The organism is Pseudonocardia sp. GCM10023141, assembly GCF_042653605.1.
Genome location: NZ_JBHSIR010000050.1, coordinates 72,671 through 98,510, shown reverse-complemented (window position 1 = coordinate 98,510; position 25,840 = coordinate 72,671). Strand labels below are relative to the sequence as shown.

Genomic DNA, 25,840 nt, shown 5'->3' with positions numbered 1-25,840 from the left:
GGTCGAGGCGATCGCCGACCTGGATCGCGTCCGCCGGCAGCTCGGGCCCCTCGCAGGCGTCGAGGCGGCGGCTGCGGTGCTGGGCCGGGCGGAGGGGATCCGCCGGCTCGCCACGTCACAGCTCGCCGACGCCGACGAGGAGCTGATCCGGGCCACGATCGCGGGGACCGGCGGCGACCGCCTGCCGGTTGCCCAGCTGGCCGCGGGCCTCGGGCGCGACCGGTCCCGCGTCACCACCGCGGTGGCCCGGTCGGACGCGCTGGAGCTCCGTGATCGCGGCTCCGTGGTCGTGCTGCGCGCCGGACCGCCCGCGGCCGAGGAGCGCGGCGCCATCGCACCGATGCTGGCAGCGGTACCCGCACCCGCACTGCTCACGGAGCGACTGCTCGCACTCGCCGGTGCGGCGACGCTGATCGTCGCCGTGACGGCACTGGCGATCGCGTTCGGGCCCACGGTGCTGCGCGGGATCGCCATCAGGTGGCACGTGCACGGCGCCGCGACGGTGCATCCCGCAACGCCGCGCGCCGGGTTCGTCGCGACCGAACGCTTCGGCCGGCCGGTGTGGGAGCTGGCGGGCCGCGCCGGGATCGGGTCGCTGGTCGTGGCGCCGGACCTGAACGGCGCGGACCTGCGCCGCGACGGTGAGCTGCAGCGGCTGGCCGAGCTGTGGCGGGCGGCCGGGGCTCCGGCGCTGGTCCGCGGCTCGATCCGGGTGTTCCGCGTCCGGCACGCCGGCGGCGGTGTGCGGGTGCTGGTGCTGGACGGCCAGGAGCTGGTGCAGCTGCTCACCGAGCCCGCAGCAGCCGCGGCTCCCGGGGCGACGCCGGAGCAGCGGTGGCGCTGGTTCACGGCGCTGCAGCCGACGATCCCGAACCGTCGCGCCGGGCCGTTGACGGCGTTCATGACCGTCTCGGCGCGCCTGCGCGGTGTCGAGCCGGCGCGGTTCGGCACGCCTGCTGCCGCCGAGATGTTGGTCCGCGGCGCGGTGAACTGGGTGGTGCGGCTGGACGGTTCGCTGTGGCTCATCCCGATCGCGGTGCATCACCCGGTCGCGGCCCGCGGGGCCGCGGTGCTCGCCGCGGGCGAGGCGCGCACCACCGTCGTCGACGGGCGGATCCGCCTGGACCTCAACCTCGACAGCTTCTACAACCGCAGCAACACCGACGCCCGCAACCGGGAGGCGTTCGCGCTCGGCCGGGCCGCCTTCGCCGCCGCCGGTGAGCTCGGCGGCCAGGTCCGAGCCGCCGCCGGTCCGAAGTTCGGCAGGCGGGCGCTGACCGTGCTCGGGCTCACCAGCGGCCTGCTCGGGTTGGCCACGGGCCTCAGCTCGGACGCGGCCTCCGCAGCCTCTGCGGCCACGCTGCACCGGCTCGTCACGGCGCCGGACGCGGCCGGCACCACGCTGTTCGCGGCGGGGCTCGTCGCCGGTTCGGTGGTGGTCGGCGGGTTGGTCGTCGCGATCATGGCGCGCGGCGTGCTGGCGCTGGTGCGCCGGCACCGGGGTCCCGGGCTGCCCGCTCACGACATCCCGGCCGTCGATCGCGGGCGGGTGCGCGTGGCCGCGGCGACGGAGCTGGTCTACGGCGAGACGGACGGGCCTGCGCTGCGGCGGCTCGGCATGGACCGGAAGGGGCCGCGCCCGGCGCCACGGGTCGAGATCCGGGCGGCCCGGCCATCGGGGGTGTACTGGCGCCGTTCGATGTCGGGCCGTCGCGTGCTGCGCGTCGGGACGACGAAGGAGCAGGACGCCGTCGCGCTGGTACTGGAGCACGTGATCATGGCGGCGGATCGACACCAGGACGACGGGTGCGGAGCGTGCACCCCGCACCGCTCGACGGTGCCCGCGCGCTGGCTGGTGGACAACGGCATCCAGGGGCGCGAGCTGACGGCCGCGGAGTTGCGGGCGCTGCGTCGGCAGCTGGCCAGTGCGCGGGAAGCGATCATCGCGCCGACCGGGTTCGAGGCGCTGTTCGCCGAGCTGCGTGATCAGCTCGGCGACGTCATGGCGGCGCTCGACGCCACCCCGGGCGCGTTGCGGATCTTCCAGATGGCGCCGCAGGTCGATCCCGTGCTCGGGCTGGACGTACGTGGCCTGCACAGCGACCGGGAGGGGCCGCTGGACGTGTACCTCGTCGACCCGACGGACATCGCCACCCTCGTCCACGAGGTCGTCGAGTGGGCACTGGCCGTCAGCCTCGGTGGGGAGGTCGCGCACCTGTTCGCCACCTACGCCGAGCGTGCGGTGCTGGGGCCCGCCCACGAGCCCGGCAGCTGGCTGCCGGTGCGGCTGCGGGCGGAGCTGGCCTGGCTGGCCGAGTACGCCCCGAACCAGTGGGCCGCCGTGCAGCTCGACCATCAGAGCGCGGTGGGCAGGATGCGAGCGGCGCTCGTCGGTGCCCCCCGGCTACTCGCACTCGCCGAGCACGTCGAGTTCGAGTACCTCCGGGCCGCGCAGCGCCGCGTCGAGCCGGTGGCCATCACGGCGGCGGCGGCACGCGCGCTCTACAACCGGTTCGCCAAGGAGGTGAGCCTCGGTACGCCGCGCAAGCTGTACCGGGAGATCGTGCGTTCGCGCCGGCACCTGGTGACACGCACCGATGTGGAGCTGGCGGCGACGATCGGGCTGCTCGCTCGTGACATCCTCGCGACGGTCGACCTGCTCGGGCTCGACGCGGCGCAGGTCGGGGCGATCGACGCGGCCGATCTCCATGCCGCGGCAGCGTTCCTCCTGTACTGGGGCGAGGTGACCCGGGTCCACGGCGGCGCCCGCGGCCCGGACGGCCGGCTGCACGCTGCCGATGTCGGCGATCGCTACCGGCGCACCATGGCGGGGCGGTTCCGCGACAGGTTGCCCGTCACGCTGCAGGCACCCATCGGCGCGCTGTTCCGGTCCATCACGCCGGGACTGGAGCTCACCCTTCCGGAGATCCTCGACCGCTTCGGCGGGATCCGTGCTCGGCTGAACACCGCACTCGTCGAGGCGGCCGACGGAGTCGCCGCTGTGGAATGGAGTCCCGACTACCCGGCCCCCGGCCCGCAGCGCGGCCCCGACGTCGTGGTCCCGGTCAAGGATCCGCCGACCTACGAGCTCCACGTCGACCGCAACGTCGCCACGGCCGAGCGGATGCTGGCCGCCGGGACCGTCAGCGACGCCGTGGCGATCATCGACCGCCTGTCGCGGTACCTGGACGGGTTCGGGCCCCGGGAGTGGATCCGGGCGAGTTCCGGCGCGCGCGACTGGGAGGTGCGGGAACTGCGGGCGCACCTGGGCAGGCTGCGCGCCGCCGCCGGCCTGCTGACGGCGCTCGAGGAACCGGTCCCGGACGACAGCACGTTCTGGGAGCTCGCCCGGCACACCCTGGACGATCTCGACTCCGAGCGTACGGCCGCGGTCCGGCAGCACCTGCGTTCCGCGCTGGCCGATGCACGGTTGCGTTCCGACGGCCCTGGCGACACTGCAGGTCCGGGCAGGTTCGCCACCCTCCTCGCCGCACCGGTGGCGGGTGGCTCACCGATCGTGGACCTGCTCAACCGGTTCGGTCCCGTCGCGACCGTGGCGCTCGTCGCGGTGGGCACCGTCGCGGTCGTGCAGCTGCTCCGCGTCCGCGGCTCTTCGTCGCCCCGCGCCGCGTTCCCCCGGCTGCTGGCGGCACTCGGCCGGCTGCGGATCGCCGAGCTGGTCACGGGACTGACGGCGGCTGCGCTGCTGGTGGTCGTCGGGAGCGAGATCCCGCAGCTGTGGAGCGACTCCGCGATCAGCGCGCCCGCCATGGCCGTGGCGGGCGGGTTCGGGTTCCGGGGACGCAGCCTCCGGAACGCGCTGAAAGCCGCTGAGGAGGCGTCGCGGGCGCTGCTCGCGCAGCTGTCCGGGGATGTCGAGCTCGAACCGATCCGCAAGTCCGGTCCGTACCGCGTCAGGACGCCCGGCCCGGCAGGACGTGACATCGCCAGTTACAAGGACGAGGACGGTGGGATCGTCCGGAGCGAGGTGGGGACGTACTGGCTGGCGGTGCTGCTGGGTTGGCCGGATCTGGTTCCGGTCACGGTGAGATGGCGTGCCGGGTTCGCCCAGACGTGGCTGCCGAACGCCCTCCAGGGCAGCGATGACCTCGGCCGGTACCGGCACTTCGACGTCGAGCGCACGGCCGTCATCGACTACGTCACGGCGAACCTGGACCGGAACCTCGGCGGCTACCTCAGCCAGGGCGCCAGGCTGCGGTTGATCGACCACGAGTTCGGGTTCGGCAAGGCCGGTCCGACGCCCATCCGGTCGGAGTTCGTCAGCTCGCTCCTCGGCAGGCCGCTCGGCGCCGCGGTGCTGGCAGCTGTCCGTTCGGTGAGCCCGCGGACAGTGCAGGCCGAGCTGGTCAAGATCGGCATCCCGGCGGAAGGAGCCGCCGAGGCCGCCGAGCGCCTGGCCGAGATCCAGCGTGGCGGTGCGATCACCGGTGAGGCGTGGCGGCGGCAGTCCGGCGCCGATTCGGTCCGGGCGAACATCTACGCCGGGGACGACGAGCGAGCCGACGGGTACGGGTACGAGGAGACGTCTGCGGGTCGAACGACGCCGGTCGAGCCCGCACCGCCGGTCGGGCCGGGGCCGCTCACCGCCGCGGGCGGGGACCTGCGCGCCTCGTGGAACCGGATCGAGGAGCTGTACGGGATCGCCGCCGAGGCGAACGAGATCGGGATCGGGATGGCCGAGAACGTCGGGCTGGAGTCCGGCGAGGAGTGGCAGGACTGGGTCCGGCTCGGCGCCGGGCTCGTGAAGGCCCGCGGGTTGACCGACGCGGACCGGTGGTTCGACGTCCGAGCGCGGGTGAGCTCGGTGGCCGCGGGTCCGCTCGACTTCGTCCTGCACGCGTTCGACGTGCGGCTCAGCCCGGCCGACGGCCTCCTGAACGACGCGTTGCGGGATCGGCTCACGCGCGCGGGCAAGGGCGCGCCGGAGCGGTCGAGCAGGTACGCGAAGCTGCGTCCGATCGTCAACCCGGCCAGGTTCATGGAGTTCACCATGAGGTGGGCCGCGACCGCCGATGCCGGCATGTCGGGCGAGGAGCGGGCCGCTGCGCGCAATCGGCTGGTCGCGGATGTGCTGGCCGACCTCGTCTCGCTGGGACCTCCGGATCGCAGGGTGCTCTACGAGGAGCTCGCCACGATCGACCGGATGGGGCTCACGCCGCGCCTCGAGCAGCTCAGCCGCAAACACGGCTGGGGCCTGCACGGCGGTACCGGGGGTGGGGTGTCCGTCGGTGGCACCGACGAGACGCTGCGGCAGCACCTCGACACCGCTGCCCCGATGCTGCAGGAACGCGCGGGTCCGTTCGACGGCGTCCACCGCCCGTACCTGCCGTTCGATCCGGCGACGCGGCACGTCCGGGTGGTGCCGGCAGCAGCGCGGCCGGCGGCTGGCCTCGACGACGTCGCGGACCGGGTCGTCGCGTTCACCGTCGCGGGAACGACGCCCGGCACCGGCGTGATCCTGATCTTCGATGATGTGCTCGCCGAGATCGAGGAGCACATCCGGGCCGGGCGGCTGCCCGCCGGCTGGTGGGTCGAGCTGCTCGCGCACGAGACGGAGTTCCACATCCGGCGCCGGGAGCACACCGGAACCCGCCACGACGACGACGCGGCCGACCGCGTCGGCCCGTTGCGGGATGCCCGCTGGGAAGCCGCAACGGCCGATTCGCTGCCGCCGCGGGAGCGCCGTGCCCTCATCGCGACGCTCGCCCCGTACCTGGGCCGGTTCGTGCAGCACGCCGGTGGTGAGTTCCTCCTCATGGCATCGCAGTGGGGCGCCGCGCTGGCGCGTGCGGGGCTGACCGGCGCGGTCGCCGGGCTGATCGCCCACCCGGTGCGAGACGATCAGGGCCGGCTCTGGCGCGTCGGCTCCCACGCGCTCTGGGTCGAGATCGACGGGCTCCACCACCGCGGCCTGCTGACGGCACGGTTCGCGGAGGCCGTGACCGACGGCCGTCTCGGTGATGCGCACCGGATGCTGGCAGGCGCGAGGTCCGGGGCGGAGGGTGCCGGCGACGGCCCGCGCCCGCTGCAGATCGTTCCCCTGCGCCTGGTCGCGGAGATCGCCTCCACGCGGGCTCCGGCGGACGTGCTCGCGCGCACCTCCGGCCTCCCGATCGGCGAACTGGTCGAGCTGGTGGACGTGCTCGCGGGGATGGAGTTGGTCACCGGCGATCCGGTCGGCGGATACTTCCCGACCTCGGGAGCGATCGGGGTGCTCCACGGCCTCGACCATCCGGACGCTCTCTACGATCTGGCCGCCCGGGAGGCGCTGGCCAGGGCGCACCGCCTGCTCGAGCGACCGGTCGACGGGGCCGATGCCGGACAGGTCTGGAACCTCGCGGCCGCCGTCTTCGCGGCGTTGCGCCGTCTCGACCGCCCGAACGCCTGGAACCCGGGGAGCGAGCCCACAACGGAGCCGCGCCCCGCCGGCGGCAAGCCGGATCGCGGCGGTCCGGCCCGTCCCGGTCCCAGCCTGCGGTCGGTGCTGGAGCTCATCAGGGACAACGGCTCCCTGCTCGCCCGCACCATCAGGGCCGAGGTCCGGGTGGGTCGCGATGCGCTCGCCAGGCAACTGCGCCACCTGCAGCGCTGGGGACTGATCCGGCGGGACGGCAACCACCGGTACCTGCTGACGGAGCAGGGTCGCGTGCTGCTCGACATGACCGATGGGTCGGTGCGCACCGGCCCGGCGGATCGGGCCGCAGCCGTGCTCGACGGCTGGCCGAGCTGGTGGACACCGGAACAGGCGGGTCCCGGCGCGGAGGCGGTGGCGGCGGCGCTCCGGCTGAGCCTGCGATCCGCGCTGTCCATCGTCGCGCGCTCCGCCGATGCCGTGCGGGCCATCGAGATCTCCACCGAGCTGGGCGTGAGCAACTCCGCGCTCCGCGAGCGGATGCTCCTGCTGGCGCAAGCGGGGCTGGTCTTCTACCTGCCCAACGAGGGGTACGTGCTCGACGGCAGCGCGCGCCGGCTCCTGCAGGTGCTCGGCGGGGCGTTGGAGGGCACCGCCGCCGAGGACACCCTGATCGAGCGGCTCGGCCCGGTGCTGGCGACGTGGCGTCGCCTCGACGAACTGGGGACGCACCTGCCGCTGTTCCGGCAGGCGGCGACGGTCTTCGGGGCGCAGCACCTGGAGCCGCTGTCACTGGGCGGACTGCTGCGTGGCCTGCGGATCCGCCCTGCCACCCTCGCCGACCTGCGGACGCGCGGCGAGGTCCGGGCCGATCGCCTGGTCGATCTCCAGACGCTCCTGCACCGGTTGCGGCTCACGCGGATCGCGGCGGGCGGTGCCGTCGAGCTCACCGACCAGGCCGCGGACCTGCTCGATCTGCTGCTCCGCCGTCCCGCGGCCGTGCCCGACTCCGACCATCCGCTGGAACGACTGGCACGGATGCTGACGGCGCCTGCCGACACCCGGATCGGCGTCGTCACCGCGCAGCGGCTTGCGACTGCCCTCGATGCGGTCACCGCACTGCGGTCGGGCCTGCCCACCGCGTTGCTCCGGTACATCAGCACGGGTCGAGAGATCCGCCGGACCACGTTGGTACGCCTGACCGGTGCGGACGAGGACGTCGTGGCCGCGGCGCTCGCGACACTGCAGGCAGGCGGGTTCATGACCGATGCACCCGGCGCGCGGGGGTACTCGCTGACCAGCCGCGGGCGCGCCAGAGCCTTCGGCGCGCGGCGCAGCGTCGACTCGTTGCTCGCGCTGCTGCTGACCGTCGATGTCTCCGGCGGGCTGACCTCGACGGAGATCGGCGCGACGACGCCGTCGACCGAACGTCAGGTCCTCGAGAGACTGCGCCAGCTCGCCGGGGCCGGCCTCGTCGACGTCATGGTGCCCACCGGACGCGCCGCCAAGCGGTTCGGCCTGAGCGCGACCGCGCGTGAGCTGCTGGTGGCGATCGACACCGCCGCGCCCGATCGCGGCCTCCGCGCGGATGCCCTGCGTGAGCTGGGTTCGCTGCTGGCGGCGCCTCGTGACGACAAGCACCTCCACCGGCGGCTGCGAGCCCTGCTCCAGCGGGTGGCGGCGTTCGACTCCACCCCGCATCGATGGACGCCGGACGCCGACGCCCGGCCGGCAACGCTGTACGCATTGCTCGCCGGGCGTGCCGAGGTGGGTGCCCGCGGTCGTTCGACGGTGCTCGCCGCGCTGATCGACGCCGGGTTCGCGGCACCGGCTCCGAGCGGCCGGACCGTTGTGCCGACCCCCGCAGGCGTCGACCTGCTCATCGAGATCGATACGCGGGAAGCGTCATCGGCCGCGCTTCATCGAGACATGCTCCTCGCACTGCGCAGGGTGCTGGACAGCCCGATCGATCTCGACGCACCTGTGGTGGGACGCGCCTTCCGCAGCGTGCTGGACGGGATGCGCGGCTTCGCGGGCAGCGCCGCCGGGGACCTCGCGGTGGCAGGAGCGGGCAGCCTGCGTGCGCGTGGCACGTTCCGGGAGCTGCTCGAGATCGTGGCGCTGCACCCGGGCATCAACGGTCACGAGCTCGGCCCGATGTTCGGCATGGCGAACATGGCCATGGAGGACTCCCGGTTGGACCTGCTCGCCGCGGCCGGTGTGATCGACAGCGAGCACGCCGGACACGGCAGGGCGCGGGCGCACCGACTGAGCCGGCGTGCCGAGCTGGTGATGGCCGCGCTCGCCGACGGGACCGAGTTCACCGATCGGCCGGACCTGGCGGCCGCCGCAGCCGCGCTGGCGGTGCCCGTGGTGGCGATGCGGCAGCGGGCGATCGCGAGGATCGGGGCGGCGTTCGAGGACGTCGCGGCTCACCTCGGCGAGGCCGACCCGCCCGCCGCAGGCAAGGGTCGCTACGTGGCCGTCCTCGCCGCACCGGCGGGTGGGTCCCCGATCGCGGACCTGCTCCACCACGTCGGCCCCGCGGCGCCGGTGGCACTCGTGGTGGTCGGGATCGCGGCCATGGGCACCATCGCGGTCGTTCACCTCGTCCGCGCTCGCGGCCCGCCCGCGTGGGTGCGGGCCACGATCGGGTCCCGCACCGACGCGACCGACGCGGTCCGGGCCGCCGTACCGGCCGTGGGCGGGCTGCTGGTCCGTGCCGGGCTCGTCGTCGTCGCCGCCGCGCTCGGCTGGGCGCTGGCGTACGGCGGCACGGTCGGTGAGGACGCCGTCGCGTCGGGCGCGACGGGGACGCCGCAGGCCACGGCGACCACCGCGTCCGATTCCGGCGACACGCCGACCGGCGCGACCGTCGTGTTCCGGGCCGAACTGGTCGCCCCGGACGACACGTTCAACGCGATCGCGCGGCGCATGGGCGTCGATCCGGATGCGCTGGCCGCCGCCCAGGGCAGCCGCTTCCCGTCGAGAGCCGACCGCGATCTCATCCACCACGGCGAGGTCTTCACGCTCGGCTTCCCGAGCGAACCGGCGGCCACCCCGGCCGCGCCGCAGGCGCCGGAAGTGCCGGCTGCACCCACCGCGCCGGTCGCCCCGGTGGCTCCGCCGGTCGCGCCGGTGCCCTCGGTGCCGGCGATGCCATGGTCGACGCTCGCGTGGATCGCGGCAGCAGCCGTGGCGCTGGTCGGCGCGATCGTGGTCGGCCCCGTCCTGCGTGGGCATGCCGCCGGGCGCCCGCCGGCGAGGGTTGCCCGGCCGACGCGACCGGCCACGGCGACCGAGCGCACCGGTCGTGCCGTCCTCGCGGGCTCCGACAACGGCCTGCGGCCGTTCGAGGTGTGGTTCCTCGCGCGGGCCTTCGCCCGGATCCGGGCCGCGTCGCCGGTCACGATGCGGGTGCGGGCGGGGGAGTCCGGGCCCGGTATGGCGCGGTTGCCGGCGGGTACGGAGCTGCTCGAGGTCTCCGAGGACGACCTGGTCGCCGAGCTGAGGTCCGTCGGTTTCTCGGCGATCGGCGCGGACCGGCTGGTCGAGCGCCTGCTCGGCCATGTCTGGCGAGACCCGACGTCCGGTGTCCGGGTGACCGCTGTGCTGTCACGCTGGGTCGGCCGGTTGACCCGGGCGGGGCAGCTGGACGCGCTGCTGGAGCTGGGCAGGCAGCACCTGGCGAGCACCACCGAGGCCGACGACGCGACGGTGAGCAGGGTCACGCGGGAGTTCTACGACCGCCTCGTCGCCGACGACGCCGCACCGGCCCGGTTCCGGTTCGTCACCACCGTCCTGGTCGCACTGCTGGTCGCGCGGGCGTGGGGCCTGCTGACCGGTGCCGGTCTCGGCGCAGCAGGCCTGGTCGTCGGCGTGCTCGCGACACGCGCGGCCGTCGTCGCGCTGTCGCGGCTGGTGGCAGCGGCGCAGGGCCCGTCGGCGCCCGGTTGGGCGCGGAACACGCTCGCTGCTGTCGCGCTGCTGCAGCGGGGCCGGTCGATGTGGTGGAACCTGCCGCTGCGCCTGCATCTGGTCATGGCGGCGGCGCGCACCGTGCTCACCTCATCGACGTGGCCGGTCCGGACGGCGTGGGCCGACGTGATGATCGGGCTGCGCATCGCGACGACGCCGGAGCGCCCGCTCTGGAGCCGGTCGCTGCTGCCGCACCGGGCCGAGTCGGAGTTCCGGCTGTACGTGCCGGTGCTGCAGGTGGCCTTCATCGGGGCCGTGCAGGTGCTGTTCGGGACGGCGGCGGCGCTGCTGGCCGGGACGTTCGTGGGGTTGTTCCCGCACCTGAAGGTCCAGCGCCATGACACCCTGCCGCCGGTCAGCGCCCTGCACCGGTTGACGCTGCGGCAGCGAACCGCCCGGGCTGCGACGATCATGTCGCACGCGCGGATCGAGCGGGCGGCCACGGTCGGGGTGACGCAGCCGTTCTTCGACGTGGAGCTGTGGGTGGTCCCGCTGCACCTGCTGGGTCCGACGGGGGTCGTGCTCGCCCACCTGTTCCGGGTGAGCATGCATGCGAGCTTCGCCGCCGTCGCCGGGCTGCTGGCCGAGGACGACGTCAAGTTCGCGTGGCTGCGGAAGATCAACCCCAGCAAGTGGTGGACGATCGTGCTCGTGCCGCGGCTGACGCTGCGGTGGGAGCCGACGTTCGGGCCGCCGCTCGGGATCGACCTCTTCGCCGGTGGGTACGCCCCGATCGCGCGCCAGGTCGCCGGTGACGTGCCGGCGCCGCAGGTGGTCGGGCTGCAGCCGGTGCGCCGCCTCGGGTACTGGGGCCGCTCGCACGACCTGTCGCTCTCGACGTTGCCGGGAGTGAAGTACCTGACCGTGCCCCAGATCGGCATCGGGGTGCGGTGGAACGGCCTGCAGGTCGTCGAGCTGCGGATCGCGTTCATCTCGGTCGCGATCACCTTCCGGGGCAGGCCGTATCGGCTCGACCTGATCCGGATCCTCGACACGGCGGTCCGCGCGGTGGTCCGGGTGGTCTGGCGCGCGGCGGGCTGGTTGCTGCCGGAGCCGGCGCGGATCCTCTGGCACGCGGTTCCCGGCTGGGGGCTCGAGCGGGCCGACCGCTGGCGCCAGGCGCACCGCGAGGCCGCGCTGGGGCGGTTGGCCACGGAAGCGGCGCGACAGGATCGGGCCCGGGAGGCGGTCTCGGCCCGCATCGCGACGGTCCTCGACGCGCCCGCCGGTGCCGTGCTCGGGATGCTGCTGCGCGACCGGTACGCCGTCGCGTCGTGGCGGCTGGGCCGGTTGCTGGACGTCGACCGGACGCTGGCTGCGGCGATCGACTCCAACCGCGGCGATCGCGCCACCGCGATCAGGACGATGCTGGCGACGGCCGCCGCGGCGCAGGCGCGGGCGGACGCCGGGGTCGGCGTCGAGCAGGTGCCGACCGACCGCTACGACGTTCCGGCCGGGCCGGTGGCGGACTTCCGGGAGGACGAGGAGGCGCCGGCCGCGCGGGTGCTGGCGGGCTTCGCGCAGGCGGTGCTTGCGCGCGAGCAACCGGCGCGCACCAACGATCCGAACACGTTCCTGCTGGAGCTCGTCCCGCGCCCGGACATGATCGACAAGCTGGTCGACGACGAGGCGATGACACAGGCGCAGGCCGCGTCACTGGTCGACCGGTTCTGGGCGTTCGGCGTGCGCAGCGACGGTCGCAACGTCGTCGTGACGGTGCGTGAGCAGCACGCGATCCTGGCGGAGCTGGGGTTGCTCGACGCGGTGCTGGCCCACGAGGTCAGGTTCCACCTGGATGGGGCACCGCACGACGACCGCGCCCACGCGGCCGACAACCAGCGGCTGATCGACCTCATCGAGCGGGTCCGCTCCGGGCAGGTGGCCCGCACGGCGTCGGGCTTCCTCGACGGCATCGCGATCGACGGCATCACACCGGCGGAGCTGGCCGAGTTCGCGGCGCTGGCGCTGGTCTGGGGGTCAGTGCTCGAGAGCCCGCAACCGCGGGAACCGGCCGTGCCGTCGGCAGCGGACCGGATCCTGCACGTCGTGCTCCTGGATCCGGCAGCGGTGGCCGCCAGGCCCGGGACGGAGAGGCTGGTCGATGCCCTGTCGCGGTTGGTGGCGCTGCGTTGGCAGGACGCATCCGGGTCGGCGCGGGTCACGGTGCTGACCCCGGCGATGATCGACGAGGTCACCGCGCTGATCGGTGCGGGCCGGCTCGACGCGGGCTGGTGGAGCCGCCTCTCCGCGGCAGACACCGGCGCTGCGACCGACGCTGTCGTGGCAGAGCTCGTTGCGGCCCGCCGGGCTCCCGTCGACGAGCTGCTGGAGCCGCTCGAACTGCTGCTGGACCTGGTGTCCGCGCCCGATGCCGACTGGCCGCTGGCCCTGTCGGTGCAGGGCTGGGCCGCGAGTGCGATACCGGGGATCCGGGCATTGCTCGAGGCGCTGCCGATCGGTGGCCCGCTCCACGAGCTCACCGACCGCGTGACGGCGGCCCGGGTCCGGCTGGCGCAGCTCACCGGGCGTCTGGACGAGCACCTGGACGCGCTGGCCGAGCAGATCCTCGGCGCGTTCGACCGGCGGGGCGGCGACTGGGTGGCCTCCGACGAGCTCGCCGCCGCGCTCGGGGTGCACCGGGCTGTTCTCGACGCCGCGGTCCGCAGGTCCGATCACCTCGTCGGCGTTGCGCAGCTGGTGTCGGGGCCGGGGATGCCCGGCCCGTTCGTCGTCACCTCCAACCGGGCTGCTGTCGACAACGGGTTCCTGCTCACCACCACCACGGTCGGCGCGTCGCACCCCGGTGGCGGGCCGGTCACCGTCCCGGCGATCGCGCTGGCGAGCGCCAAGGGCCGGCTGCTCATCGACGGCTGGCTCACCGGCCGCGCGGACGGCTGGGACGGCCATCCCGCATCGGGACTGACCCCGATGGGCGTCGAGACGTGGATGCACGCGGTCAACGCCCGGCGCTGGCTGCTCGGGACGGAGGATGCCGACCCGGCGGCGGTCGCCGCAGCGTTCTACGAGCTGCTGGTCGAGGTGTGGCACAGCGAGGACAGCCTGATCGAGCAGGGTGCGGACCTCGTGACCCAGTGGGTCGATCTCGGACGCGACGTCGCGCGCCTCCCGGACGGCACGCACACGAGCGTCATCGAGATCCGGACGTGGGCGCGCGATCGGGAGCACCGCCTCGTCGGTGTCCAGCCGCTGCGGGTGGGCACCGCGCCGGGGCCGGGCCGGACCGGGCTGCTGCCGCTGATGGCACTCCCGGCTTCCGGCGGCCAGGGCGTCGTCTCCTGGTTGCACGCGCTGCCGTCGGGCGTGCTCGCCGGTGCGGCGGTCGCGGTCGTGCTGGTCGGTCGGGTGGTGTTGCGGCTGCTCCGCGAGCTGCCGAGCCCGCGCGGCCCGCCGACCCACCGGCTCCGGAAGCTGGTGGCCGGGGTGTTCGTCGGCGCGACGATCGGGGTGGCGCCGATCGGTCTCGCGACGCCCGCTGCCGCCGCGCCTGCCGGGCCCGGTACGTCGGAGACCGTCGTCGTCCAGGTCGACGACACGGTGACGGCGATCGCGGCCGAGAACGGCACCACCGTCCAGAAGATCTTCGCGGCCAACCGGGACCGGTTCCGGACCTGGAAGCAGCTGGACCTGATCCGTCCCGGTTGGGAGCTGTCGCTGGGGCGGCCCGCAGCGCCGGGCGTCCCGCCGGTGACGCCGGCTCCGCCGGTGCCGCCCGTCCCCCCGGTGACGCCGACGGTCCCGGCCCCGTCTTCCGTGGCCCCGACCACCCCGAGCACGGTGCCGGCACCGCCGGTTGCGGTGCCTGCGCCCGCTCCGGGATCGGGCGAGGGGCTGGGCCGGCTCGGCTGGGGTGTCGGTGGCCTGGGCGCCGTGCTGGTGTCGATCGCGCTGGTTCGCCGCTGGCAGGCCGGCAGGCGCGCGAAGGTCGAGGTCGAGCGCGCTGCCCGGTGGGACCTGGTCGAGGCCGTCGACCTGCGGGCGGCGTCCGTGCGGCCGGACGTCGTGTTCCTGGAGTGGTTGATCGGGATGTGGACGGCCGACCCGGCGGCGCGAGTGAGCATGCGTGCGCTCGGTGCCGGCCGGATCGCGACGATCCCGCGCCAGGGGCCCGCAGCGGCGCTGCGATCCGCGCATCTGGCGCGGCTGCCCGACCGCAGCGGGATGGGCCGCCTGCTCGACGTGCTGTCGGAGGCGGGCCTGGTCCGCATCGAGCACAGCGCGCACGGCCGGATGCTGGTTCCCTCGGCGGTGCTCGCCCACCAGCTCGCGCAGGCGCCGCCGCAGCTGACCGCGGCGCTGGGTCGCAACCTGGAAGCCGTGCTGGGCGAGCAGCGCTTCGCCCGGCTGCTGGGGTACGAGACACCGGCGAGCGTCTCGACGTCGCAGCTCGCCCACGGCGTGCTCGGGGTGCTGCGCGAGGTCGGCTGGGACGGCGGCGCGGTGCGTCCGTCGCTCCGGTCGCGGCTGCCGTTGCCGCTGCGGGACCGCGCCCGCGCGGCCGAGCTGCGCGCGCTGTTCGTACCGGTCCGCGCGGCGAGCCGCGCCGTCACGCGGGCGACCGCACGGGTGAGCCGGTTGCAGGCGCAGCTCGCCGCGGCTCACCGGCCGGCGGGATCGGCGGCGGTTCGGGGGCGAGGGCGCGGCCTGGCGACGGATCGGGTGTTCGCCGCGACCCGGAGGCCGGCAGGCACGGCTCGCTTCCGCGCCGGGGTCCGGGCCCGGCTCGTGCTGGGTCGCGCGATCCGTGTGCACGAGCGGGCCCTGCGGCGGCTCGTGGCAGCGGGGATCCCGGCCACCGCACGGCGTGGCGCTGATCTCGACCGGGCGCTCTCCGACCTCGCCTCGCGCCTCCGCACCGCGGAGCACGCGCTGGAAGCGGCTCGGGCGGCGGAACGTGCCGCGACACTCGCGGCGCTGAACGCGGCCGCGCTGGCCGGCTTCGCCCGCCGTGACGTCACCCCGGTCCTGGACACGGCCCTGCAGGACTGGGACCGGTACCGGGCGCCGCTCGTGGGATTCATCGCCGGCTTCCCGGGCCAGGCGGCCAGCATGCCGATGCTCGCGTCGGCGGACTTCGCGTCCACGTTCGGCGTGTCGGAGCGGTGGGTCGCCGAGCAGGGTGCGACCGGGACGGCCGTCGGCGCGGGCGTCGGGCTGACCGCCGCGCTGCTGGGCGATCGGCTGATCAGGAACACGAAGGTACTGGTGGCGCTGGGTCTGACCGGCACGGCAGCGCTGCTCCTGCTGGCGGTGAGCCGCGCGGCGGCGCTCTATCCGGTCGCCGTCATCGGCATCGCGGTGATGGCCGTGATGGGCGGCCTCGCGAGGGCCGCGATGGACCGTGGCCATCCGGTCCGCGTCGAGGTGAAGGACGCCAGGGACGCGCGCTACGAGGCGGCGTTCAAGGTGACGCAGGTCGTGCTGCCGGTGGGGCTGGTGCAGAGCATCTCGGCCATCGGCGTCGCGCTGACGTCGCTGGTGATGTCGGCAGGGGCCGCGGTGCTGACGGCGGCCGCCTGGGTCGTGCTGCGGGGCGGGACCGGCGTGCTGCAGCAGGTGAGCAGGTCGCCGGTACTGGGCGCGGTGCGCGGTGCCGCGCGCACGGCCCTCGCCACCCCGCAGGGGTTGCAGCGATCGATGGCGTCGATCGCGGTGCTGACGCTGCTCACCGGGCTGCCGGCCGCGGGGCTGGGCGCCTCCATGGTGGACCAGCTGGTGGCGATCGCCGATCCGACGCTGCGGACCGCCGCGGCATCGGCGGGCGCGCTGAGCGCCCTGCTGCTGGTCCGCAGCGCCCTGATGCTGGCCACGGGTCTCGGGTGGGACCGGTTCCGCAGGATCGCGGAGACGCCCGGGGCCATCGGGAAGCTGCTGGGCCGTGACGTCGAGGCCGGGCGGCCGAGCGCCGCCAGGTTGCTGCGAGCGGTGAACGCGGTGACGCTCCTGCTCGTCCCGGCGGCGGCCTGGATGTGGGCGGCACCAGGGCTCATCCCGTTCGGTGCGGTGTTCGTCCTCGGTGCGGTGGCGACGTCGGCGGCCCGCATCCCGGTCGCCCGCTGGGGTGACGGCGCGACCGCGGCGTCACTGAACAACACGGCGAAGGCCGGGAGCTTCGCGGTGGGGCCCCTGATCATCGCGGCGCTGCTGAGCGGGTTCTGGGCCCGGTTCAAGGACCTTCGGGCCGCCGGACTCGACACCGCGCCCCTGACGGCGTCGGCGCTGGAGGCGCTGGCCTGGCTCACGGTCGGGGTCGTCGCCGTCGTGATCGTGCACGGGGAGCTCACCGTGCGGCGGCGGCTCGGCACGATGGACGAGCTGCGCGACGCGCTGCGTGCCGTCGGCGCCACCGACGCGCAGGGCGTCGCGATCACGGCGGCGCTGACGAGCCACGGGAAGAACGACATCGGCACCGTCGCGGCGCTCTACCTCGCCGAGTCGATGATCGCGGCCGGGGACTGGACGCCACGGTGGCTGCCGAGGTGGCGCCACGCGGTGCGAGCCGACCTGATCGCGTCGATCAGGCTCTCCGGCGCGCAGCGGGTGCAGCTGGAGGCTGCGCTGCGGGAGTTCGCCGCGACGCGCAGGCCCCCGGCGCTGCGCCGCGCCGGTGCGGCGATCCGCGCGGGGATCACCGGTGCCGCCGACCGGTTCCGCAACAGGTCCGATCCGCTGCTGCACCACCCAGACAGGCGCATCCCGTTGCAGCGCCTCGCCTTCCTGCCCGCACCCGCCGGGCCGTCCGTGCGCGGGGTGGCGACCGGCATCAGGTCCGCGATCGGGCGGTGGCGGCTCGGGCGCGCCCAGTCGCGGGGTATCGCCGATCGGGTGCGGCTGCGCCGCGTCGCACCGGCCGGCCCGCTGCGCGACGCGGCGCGCCAGGAGCTGGCCCGCCTGCTGCAGAAGGCGCGCAGCGACGCGCGGGCCGCCGGGATCAGCGGCAGGCGGACCCACCGGATGATCGTGCGAGCCGGCCGCGACACGGGCCCGGCCGCGCTGGCGAGCAGGCTGCGTGCGGTGCTGGTGGACGCGGGCAACGGCACGCGGGTGGTCGTGTCGCGCCTGATCGTGGCGGGGATCGGCGCGGGAGCCGGGATCGGGGTCGCCGTCGGCACCCCGGGCGGTGTCGTGCTCGGATCCACCGTTGCGGCGGCACTGATCACCGCTCGCCGAATCGCCGCGTGGTGGATCAGCAAGGCGCGCGGTCCGCCGCCCGCCCGGTCGGCTGCGCAGCGGGTGTGGCGCGCGCTCCGCACGCTGGTCGCGATCGCGTTCGGCGGCGCGGTCGCGGTACTCGCACCGGCTGCGGTGCGGGGTCTGGTGTGGCTGGAGGCGAACCATCCGGCCCAGGTCACCAGCACCCTGGCCTCCGTGCTGGCGGCGCTGGTGGTCAGTGCGGCGCTCAACGCCCGCTACGTCTACAACCGGCGGACCGCGGCGATGGCCGCCGGCCGGACCCAGACGTCGCCCGCTGCGGACGCCCGGCACTCGGCGCTCTACTCGGCGGGGATCGACGCGGTCAACAACGTCGCCCGCATGGTGCTGGAGTTCGCGCCGATCGCCGGGCTGTCGCTGCTGTTCACCAGCTCCAGCACACCCGGTCTGGTCACCGTGCTGGCCGCAGGCGGGATCACCGGCCTCGCCACCGCCGTGCAACGCAAGTGGGTGGGTGGCGTCCGGATGTGGAAGTCCGTGATCGCGGGGCTGGCCGCGGTCGTCTCGACACCGGTCATCGCGGGCCTGCACCTGAGTACCGTGCCGGCCGGGTGGACGCCCTACCTGCAGGCGCTCGGGGTGTGGGTGCTGGCGCGGAGCTGGTCGTCGCCGCTGAGCGACGTGCTGGTCGACCGCCTCGGTGTGTGGGGCACGCGGCTCACCGACCGGCGGCTGCGGCTGATGCGCGTCATCGCGGCCGGGACCACGACCCCGAAGCACCTGTGGGGCCCGCTGCGCTGGTTCGGCCGCGCCCTGCGGGCACTGGACACCTGGACGGGGCTCGGGCTGACATCGGACTGGCGGCTGCACGAGCTGGACATCCGCCGGACCCAGAACCTGAAGTACAGCAGGCTGGACTTCCGCGCGTTCGGCCGGCTGGACTGGCGGATCGTCACGCTGACGGCGTCGGACCCGATGATCAACGCGGTCCTGTCCTACCTGATCATCCGTCCGCTGCCGGGTCAGCCCGACACGATCGCCTCGATCGGGGTGCGGGCTGCCGGGGTGGCCGTGCTCGTCGCCCTGCAGTGGGTGATCCGCGATCGGAGCGAGGAGCCGTTCGGGCTCAAGGGCTACGTCAGCGACGTCCGGTCGGTGCGACAGGACCGGCCGCGTCCGTTCGGGATCACCTCGTCGCCCCCGTGGGTCGAGTTCGGCAGGTTGAACCGCTCGGCCCGGTCGGCAGCGCACCGCCTGCGCGCGGTGGATCGTGACCACGGCCTGTCGACGGTCGCGCTGACCCGTCGCAGTGCGCGCCGGTTGGCACCGGCGGTGGTCGCCGCACTGCGGACACCCACCGCGGTGTGGCCGGATCTGCGCACCCGCGACGGCGACCCGCAGCACATCGCCGCGCTGCTGACCGAGGCCCGGATCGCCTTCGCACAGCGGCACGAGCAGCACCGTCAACTCGTCGCGATGATCCCGTTCATGGTGGCGACCGGGCTGGCGAACCGGCCGGGCACCGCACTGACCCGAGCCTTGGGCCGGCTGCGACCAGCCGGTGCGACGGCCCGGGCGGTGCGCTTCCAGGGCTGGCTGGTGGAGGCGATGGTGACCGAGCTGATGCGCCCGGCGAACCTGTCGGCCTTCGGCCTGGACCGGCGGATCGCGACGCTGCGCCGCGGTCAGCTGGACCGGATGTTCACCGCCGGGCGCGTGGACCGCAGGCACCGCAAGATCGATTTCCTCAAGGGGATCTGGCGCGACGTCACGCAGGCGCGACTGGCCGAGGCCATCAGGGTCAACGACGAGGACGCCCGGATCCGGGCCGAGCTCGCCATCGAGCTGCTCGACATGGACCTGGGCCGGGAGCGGGCCCGCAAGGTGGACGCCGCCACCGGCATGGCCGCTGCCGAGAAGCTCCTCGCTGCCCGACTGCGCAGCGTGTCCGGGCTCGCCGAGCGGGAGGAGCGCTCGCTGACCGCCGCGACCCGCCGCGGCAGCTCCGTCAGCAGCGCGCGCATCCGGGCGATGGAAGCGGCGTTGCACGGCTACCGCCGGCTCGAACGCGCGCTCCTGCTGGTGAACGACCTGGTGACGACGCTGCACGAGATCGAGATGGCCGCCCCGGAACGCCGGACCGTCCGGAACCGCTGGCGGGCCCGCGTCGACGCCGCGATCGCGACACTGGTCGTCGATCGGCACGGGTGGGCCCATGGCCCGCGCTCGCCACTCGAGCTGGCGTTGCTCATCGCGGGCCGCAGGCGCGCCATCACTGCCACGCGGCTCGCGGGCGAGTTCGGTGGGCGCCGCCGGATGTGGCGCGCCCGGCTGTTCGCGCTGCAGCGGGCGGGTGCCCTCACCACGACGTCCGGCCGCGGGCACCTGGCCGATCCGGTGCTGGCGGCGGCGTGGGCGGGGGCCGGTGCGGGTCTGCGGCATGCGCTGCGGGTCAACCCGTCCGGGGTGGCGGCGCGCAGCGCGGGCCTGCCGGGATATCCCGAGCTCTCGGTGCTGGTGCGCCACTACGGCACGTCCGCGCCGGCAACCGCCGACGTCCGGGCCGGTTACGCGGCGCTGCTGGAGCTGCTGGCGGATGCCGACCGGGCGGCGCGGTACGTCCGGCCGGGTCTGCGAGACAGCGCGGGGTGGCTGGTGCGCAGGCTCACCGGGCTGGCCTACCAGCGCAAACACCGTGCCGCGGCGGTGGTGTGGCCGGGAACGACCAGCGGGCGCACCACCCGGGCGGAGGCAGCGGCGCTGATCGGTGAGCACTCCGGGACGTTGACGGAGCTGCGTCGCGCGGTCCGGGGCGCCGCCGCGTTCCGGAGCAAGGTCGAGCTGACCCCGGGAATCGGCGATGGCATCCGGCACACCGCCACCGCGGACCTGGCGAGGGCCCGGGCCGCGCTGACCCGGGAGACCGAGCGGTTCCGCAGGGAGGCGACGGCGATCGGGATGCCCCGACACCGGATCGACGCCGTGCTCCGCGCGGCCCGGCGAACACTCGCCGGACCCGTCCCGCACCTGCGGCAGGAACTGCGGGTCGCGGTGGCGGCCGTGCACGCGGCGAGCTCGACGTTGAACGCGGTGTCGAGCCGGTCCGCGCACCGCGGCACGCCGGCCGATCGCCGTCACCACGACGAGGCGCTCACGGGTGCGGCCGGCGCGCTCGAGCGGCTGCACCACGCGACCCGCGCTGCGCAGAAGGCCGGGGTGAGCAGGGAGTACCAGGTGTGGAGGGCCATCGCCGACGGTGCGCGGATGCGGGCCGACATGCACCACCGCCACCCGGCGCTGGCCGTCATCGAGGCACCGGTGGTGCTGTCGCTCGACCCGCACTCGGGGGTGCGCCCCGCCGCGCCTGCCGCGCAACGGGCCGGCCTGGACGTCGGACGGTTCGTCATCGCCGCCTACCTGGTGCGTAACGGGCACGCGGTGGCCCGCTCGGCCGCGACGGGGGCTCGGGTGGACCGCAGCACCCGGCGCCCGGCAGCGCTCGGCTTCACCGCTGTTCAGGTCCACGCGGGGTTGCCCGGCGGGCTCCCGCACATCGCCCCGGACTGGCTGGTGGCACTCGGTGCGCACCTCGGCGGCGCGCAGCACGCGCTCGAGACGGTGCACCGCTGGCTCGAGCAGGCCGTCGGCGCCGGACTGCTCGACGCGCGCTACCGCCGTGGCGTCGCGCACTACCGCCCCGCCGACCGGCTCGACCTCCTGCTGGCCCGCGCTCCGCCCGCGTTCGTCGCGGAGCTGCTGGCCAACCCGGCCGCCGCGACCGGCGTCGACGACCTGGTCCGGCGTCCGGGCAGTGAGCAGGTGCGGATCATCACCGACACGCTGGTGGCGGCACAGGTCGGGCCCGGAGCGGAGTCGCCGAGCCCGCAACGGTCGCCGAGGGGCCTGCGGCGCTGGTTCGGCGGCGGTCGCACCACGATGCTGCTCGCGGTGCCCGGTGGCGTCGACCTGCCGGGTGGGCAGGCGACGGGTGACGGCATCGTCGATCACCTGCACACCCTGCCGCCGGGCCAGGTGGCGGTGGCGCTCGTGGGGGCCGTGCTCGCCGTCGTGGGTGTCATCACGATCCGCGGCCTGGTCGGTCCGCGCGGCTCGCAACCGGCCCGACGGCTCATGCCACCGGTCGGCGCGAACCCATACGCGGTCGCGCGCTGGTGGGAGTGGCTCGACGAGCCGGCGCGCGCCGAGGTGCGCGCGGCCGGTGTCGTGGACCTGGGCAGCCTCGACGGGATCCCGGCCGCGATCCGTGACGCGGTCAACCGCGAGGTGCTGGGCCGGGTCCACGGGCGGCTGCAGTGGATCATGGATCAGGCCGATGCGCGTGACCTCGACGAGCGGGCGCGCCGTTCGGTGGCGGACAAGCTGTCCGGGGTGCGTGCGCTCGCCGCGGAGCTGGCCACCGACGACATCCCCGGCGGTCCGCGGCGGTTCCTGCTCGGGCTGGGGCTCACGGGGGCGGGCCGCTACATCATCGCCATCGGCGATCCGGAGACCGCCGCGCACGTCGCCGTGCACGTTGCGGGCAAGGACCACCGGCTCGCCCAGGTCGCCAAGGGCGTGCGCCGCGCGGCGCTCACCCGGGAGGCCGGCATCGCTGCCGGTTCCGATGACGTCGCCGTGATCATGTGGCACGGCTACGACGCGCCGCAGCTGTGGCGCGTCGCGGCGGGGCGGAACTCGGCGCGCCGGGGCGCCACGGCGTTGCGCGGATTCCTGAACGGGCTGCGGGCGGCCCGGCCCGGAGCCCCGGCACATCTCACGCTCGCGGCGCACAGCTACGGATCAGTGACGACGGGGCTCGCGGCATCCGACCTGCAGCACGCACCGCTGCCGGTGGACGAGCTGGTGGTGCTGGGCAGCCCCGGCATGACGGTGGATCACGTGGCGCAGCTGCGGATGCCGGACGGCCACACATGGGCCACGGCTACCGGACGCGACCCCATCGCGAGGATTCCGGAGCGCTTCCACGCAGTCGTCCCGACCGACCCCTCGTTCGGCGCGAAGCGGTTCGACAGCGGCACCGGCAGCCGTGATCTGGAACAGGCTCATTTCGACTACTTCGTGGAGGGCTCGCCCGCGCTGGCGAACCTCGCCCTGATCATCGTGGGGCGGGGCGCCGAGGTCCCCGTGCTCACCGGGCCGCTGGAGTGGGTGCGGATGGAGCGGCGATCGCGGTGGTCGATCCTCGGCCATGCACCGTTGGTCGTGGTCGGGCTGATTGCCGCGGGCCTACTGCTGCCCTCGCTGACCGACCACGGCAGCACCGCGGGCGCCCGTACCGGCGTCGTCGTCGCTCAGCAACCCGGAGCCGGTGGCCTGCTGGCACTGGTGACGGTGGGCGCCGTCGTGCTCGGTTCGGCCCTGCTGACGGCGCGGGCGCTCATCCGAGCACTCCCGCTACTCGGCCACCTGTCGCGCGCCGCCGTGGCCGGATCAGGGATTGCGCCGCGACATCTGACCGAGGCCGACCTGCGGGCGCAGCTGCAGGGAAGCGTCGAGCTCCGCCGCCTGTCCCGCCAGGCATCGGGTCCCTTCCTCGTCGTTGTGGACGGTCGACCGGTCGGCATCTACCGGATCAGGGACCTGCACGACATCGGTGGCGGCGAACCGGCGAGCGACGTCGCGATGTCCCGGTTGGCCCGCCGGCTCGGCTGGGCCGACCTGGTGCCCACGACGATCGCCTGGCGCGGCCCCCACGGTTGGGGCTCCCTGCGCCAGTTCGTGCCCGGTGGCGTACCGGGGAGGCCGGACGTCGCCACCTACCGGCCTCGCGACGTCGAGCGGATCGCCGTGCTCGATCACCTGACCGGGCACCTCGACCGCCACAGCTCGACCTTTCTGGTGTTCGGCGACGCCGTGCGGTTGATCGACAATGGGCGGGGCTTCGTCGTGGGCACGGAATCGGTCCGCTCACCGTTCGCCGCCGCACTCGGCTCGTCGCTCCTGTCCGTGGACGTGCTCGCGGCCGTCGGTGCGCTGTCGGTCGACGTCCTGTTCGGCATCGTGACGGGAGCCGGTGTCGAACCCGATCCCGCGGCGGCGGCGGCGCAGCGGCTGCAGGAGCTCCAGGCATCGGGCACCGTGGGTCGGCGGGCGGCGTCCGGCTCCACCGCAGGCCCGACGCGCCCGGCGCCGCGGCGCCGTGAACCGCCGGAGCACATGAGCCGGGACGAGCTGCTGGCGCTGATGCCGGGTGGGTACCGCCTGGTGCCGCTCAAGCCGGAACCGTTGCCCGCCAACCAGGTCATGCCCTACGCGGTCGAGATCTGGACCGGGAGCACCTACCTGCGGGTCGGCATCTACAAGCAGTTCGACCTCGACGATCCCGACGGCGGCGCCGCGGCGCGCGAGATCGCGGCCGCCGCACTGGTCCGGCTGCTGGGCTGGCCCGAGCTGATCCCTCCAACGTTCCCGTGGGAGGGCAGGTTGGGTCGGGGTTCGCTGCAGCAGTGGCTCCACGACGTGGTCCCCGGCACGGAGGACGCCGGCGGTTACCGCTATGCCGATGTCGAACGGGCGGCGATCGTCGACTTCGTACTGGCCAACAGCGACCGGCACGGGGACAACCACCTCCGCGACGGCGACCGCGTGAAGCTCATCGACCACGCGTTCGGGTTCCCCGGCGCCGGGACGCCTGCAGGCGCGTCCTCACCGTTCGTGGATCGGGTCTACGGGCGACGGTTCTCGCCGGAGGTGATCGCCGTGATCGAGCAGGTCGACCCGCATCTGCTGGTCGAGGAGCTCGTCGCGGCGGGACTGACCGCCCCTACGGCGCGGGCGGCCGGATGGCGCCTCCATGAGCTCGGGCGCCGCAAGGTGATCACCTACTCCAGCTCGCTCGACCCGCCGTCCTCGGTGTGGTCCGACCCTGTCGAGCAGGAGGCGAGCGGGGCCGCAAGCTCACCCCGGTACCGGCCGATGCCGGATCGGACGGCCGGGATCGGCTGGTGGACCCGCATCGTCGTGGTCGGCCTGGCGACGCCGGTGACGCTGGCCCTCGTCGCCCTGTCCGGCGCGAGCGCCGCCGCCGCGTCCGGGACGCCGCCCCCGATGCGGTCGCTGCCCGGCCCGGAGGCGGGCGTCGGCCTCCCGGTTCTCGCGGGAACGGCCGCGGTGACGGCGGTGCTGATCGCGGCATCGGTCCACACGCTGCGCCACGCCCATGCCCGCAGGAAGCTGGTGCTGGGTTGGGCGGCGGTCCTGTCGGTTCGGCTGCCACCGCCGCTCGCGGCGGCACTGGCGAAGATCGCGCCGGTGCTGCGCCGCCGGGCCGCGGTGGCGCAACTGCGGCTGCTCGGGCTGGAGCCTGCCGAGTACCGGGTACCGCGGGTCGGCCTGCACAGCGTCTCGGCCCGCCCCGCGCGTCCGCGCGGGCGAGGCAAGCGGCGTGGCACCGTGCTGGCGGCCGTCGTGGCACTCGCCGCGGTCGCCGCCACCGGTGCTCCGTCGCGCGCGGTGCCGCCGGCTCCAGGCCGGGTGGCGAACGCTCGAACGCATCGCCGGACCCCCACCGCGGGGGAAGCCGAGCCATCGGATCTCGAGCTGATCGACATCGTTCGGGCGGGCCGGGACGGGTCCGCGGGCCATCAGGAGGCGATGGCCGCGTTCGGGCGCCTGTACGCGCGCCACGTCGCCGCAGCGAACCGGGTGGCGCTGCGACTGACCGGCTCCCGATCGGACGCGGACGAGCTGGTCGCAGACACGTTCCTGCACGTGCTGTCGGCGTTGCGTCGCGGGAGCAGGCCGACGCAGCTCCGGGCCTACCTCGCCACGGCCATCCGCAACGCGGTCCGGACACGCGCGCGCAAGGACCGCCACCTCCGGTCGCTCGACGAGCCTGACGACCACCACGGCCGATCGCCGGGGGACCGGCTGTTCGACGAGGGCCCGACCCCCGAAGCGGGGGTGCTCCGGTCGGCCGACGCGGCCCTGATGTCGCGCGCACTCGCGATGATCTCGCCGGAGCATCGCGACGTCCTGCTCCGCATGGAGGTGCACGGGCTCTCGCCCGCCGAGCTCGCCGCAGCCTCGGGGAAGTCCGCGAACGCCGTCTCGGCGCTCGCTTTGCGAGCCCGGCGGGCGCTGGTGGTGGCCTACCTGCAGGCGCATCTCGGCGGCGCGCCACCGGGGTTGGATGCCGGCTGCCGCACCTGCTTCGACGAGCTGGCCGCCTTCCTGCGCGGCACGCTCTCGACGCGCCTGCGGGCCAAGGTCGCGGCCCACCTCGACGGTTGCCCGGACTGCACGGTGCGCAGTGTGCAGCTCGCCGAGATCGACCGGGATCTGCCGCGATCGCGATAG

1 protein-coding gene (only partly in view) is annotated in these 25,840 nt (G+C 74.7%); it reads left to right on the top strand.

Translation table 11 applies throughout. The annotated features are described in order from the left end of the window. Nucleotides 1-25,840, top strand: the final stretch of a protein-coding gene (locus tag ACFPFQ_RS28655) for a sigma-70 family RNA polymerase sigma factor (RefSeq protein WP_379624295.1). 26,222 nt of this gene lie to the left of the window's left edge; only the last 25,840 of its 52,062 coding nucleotides appear in the window; the start codon falls outside the window, past its left edge; the stop codon is at nucleotides 25,838-25,840.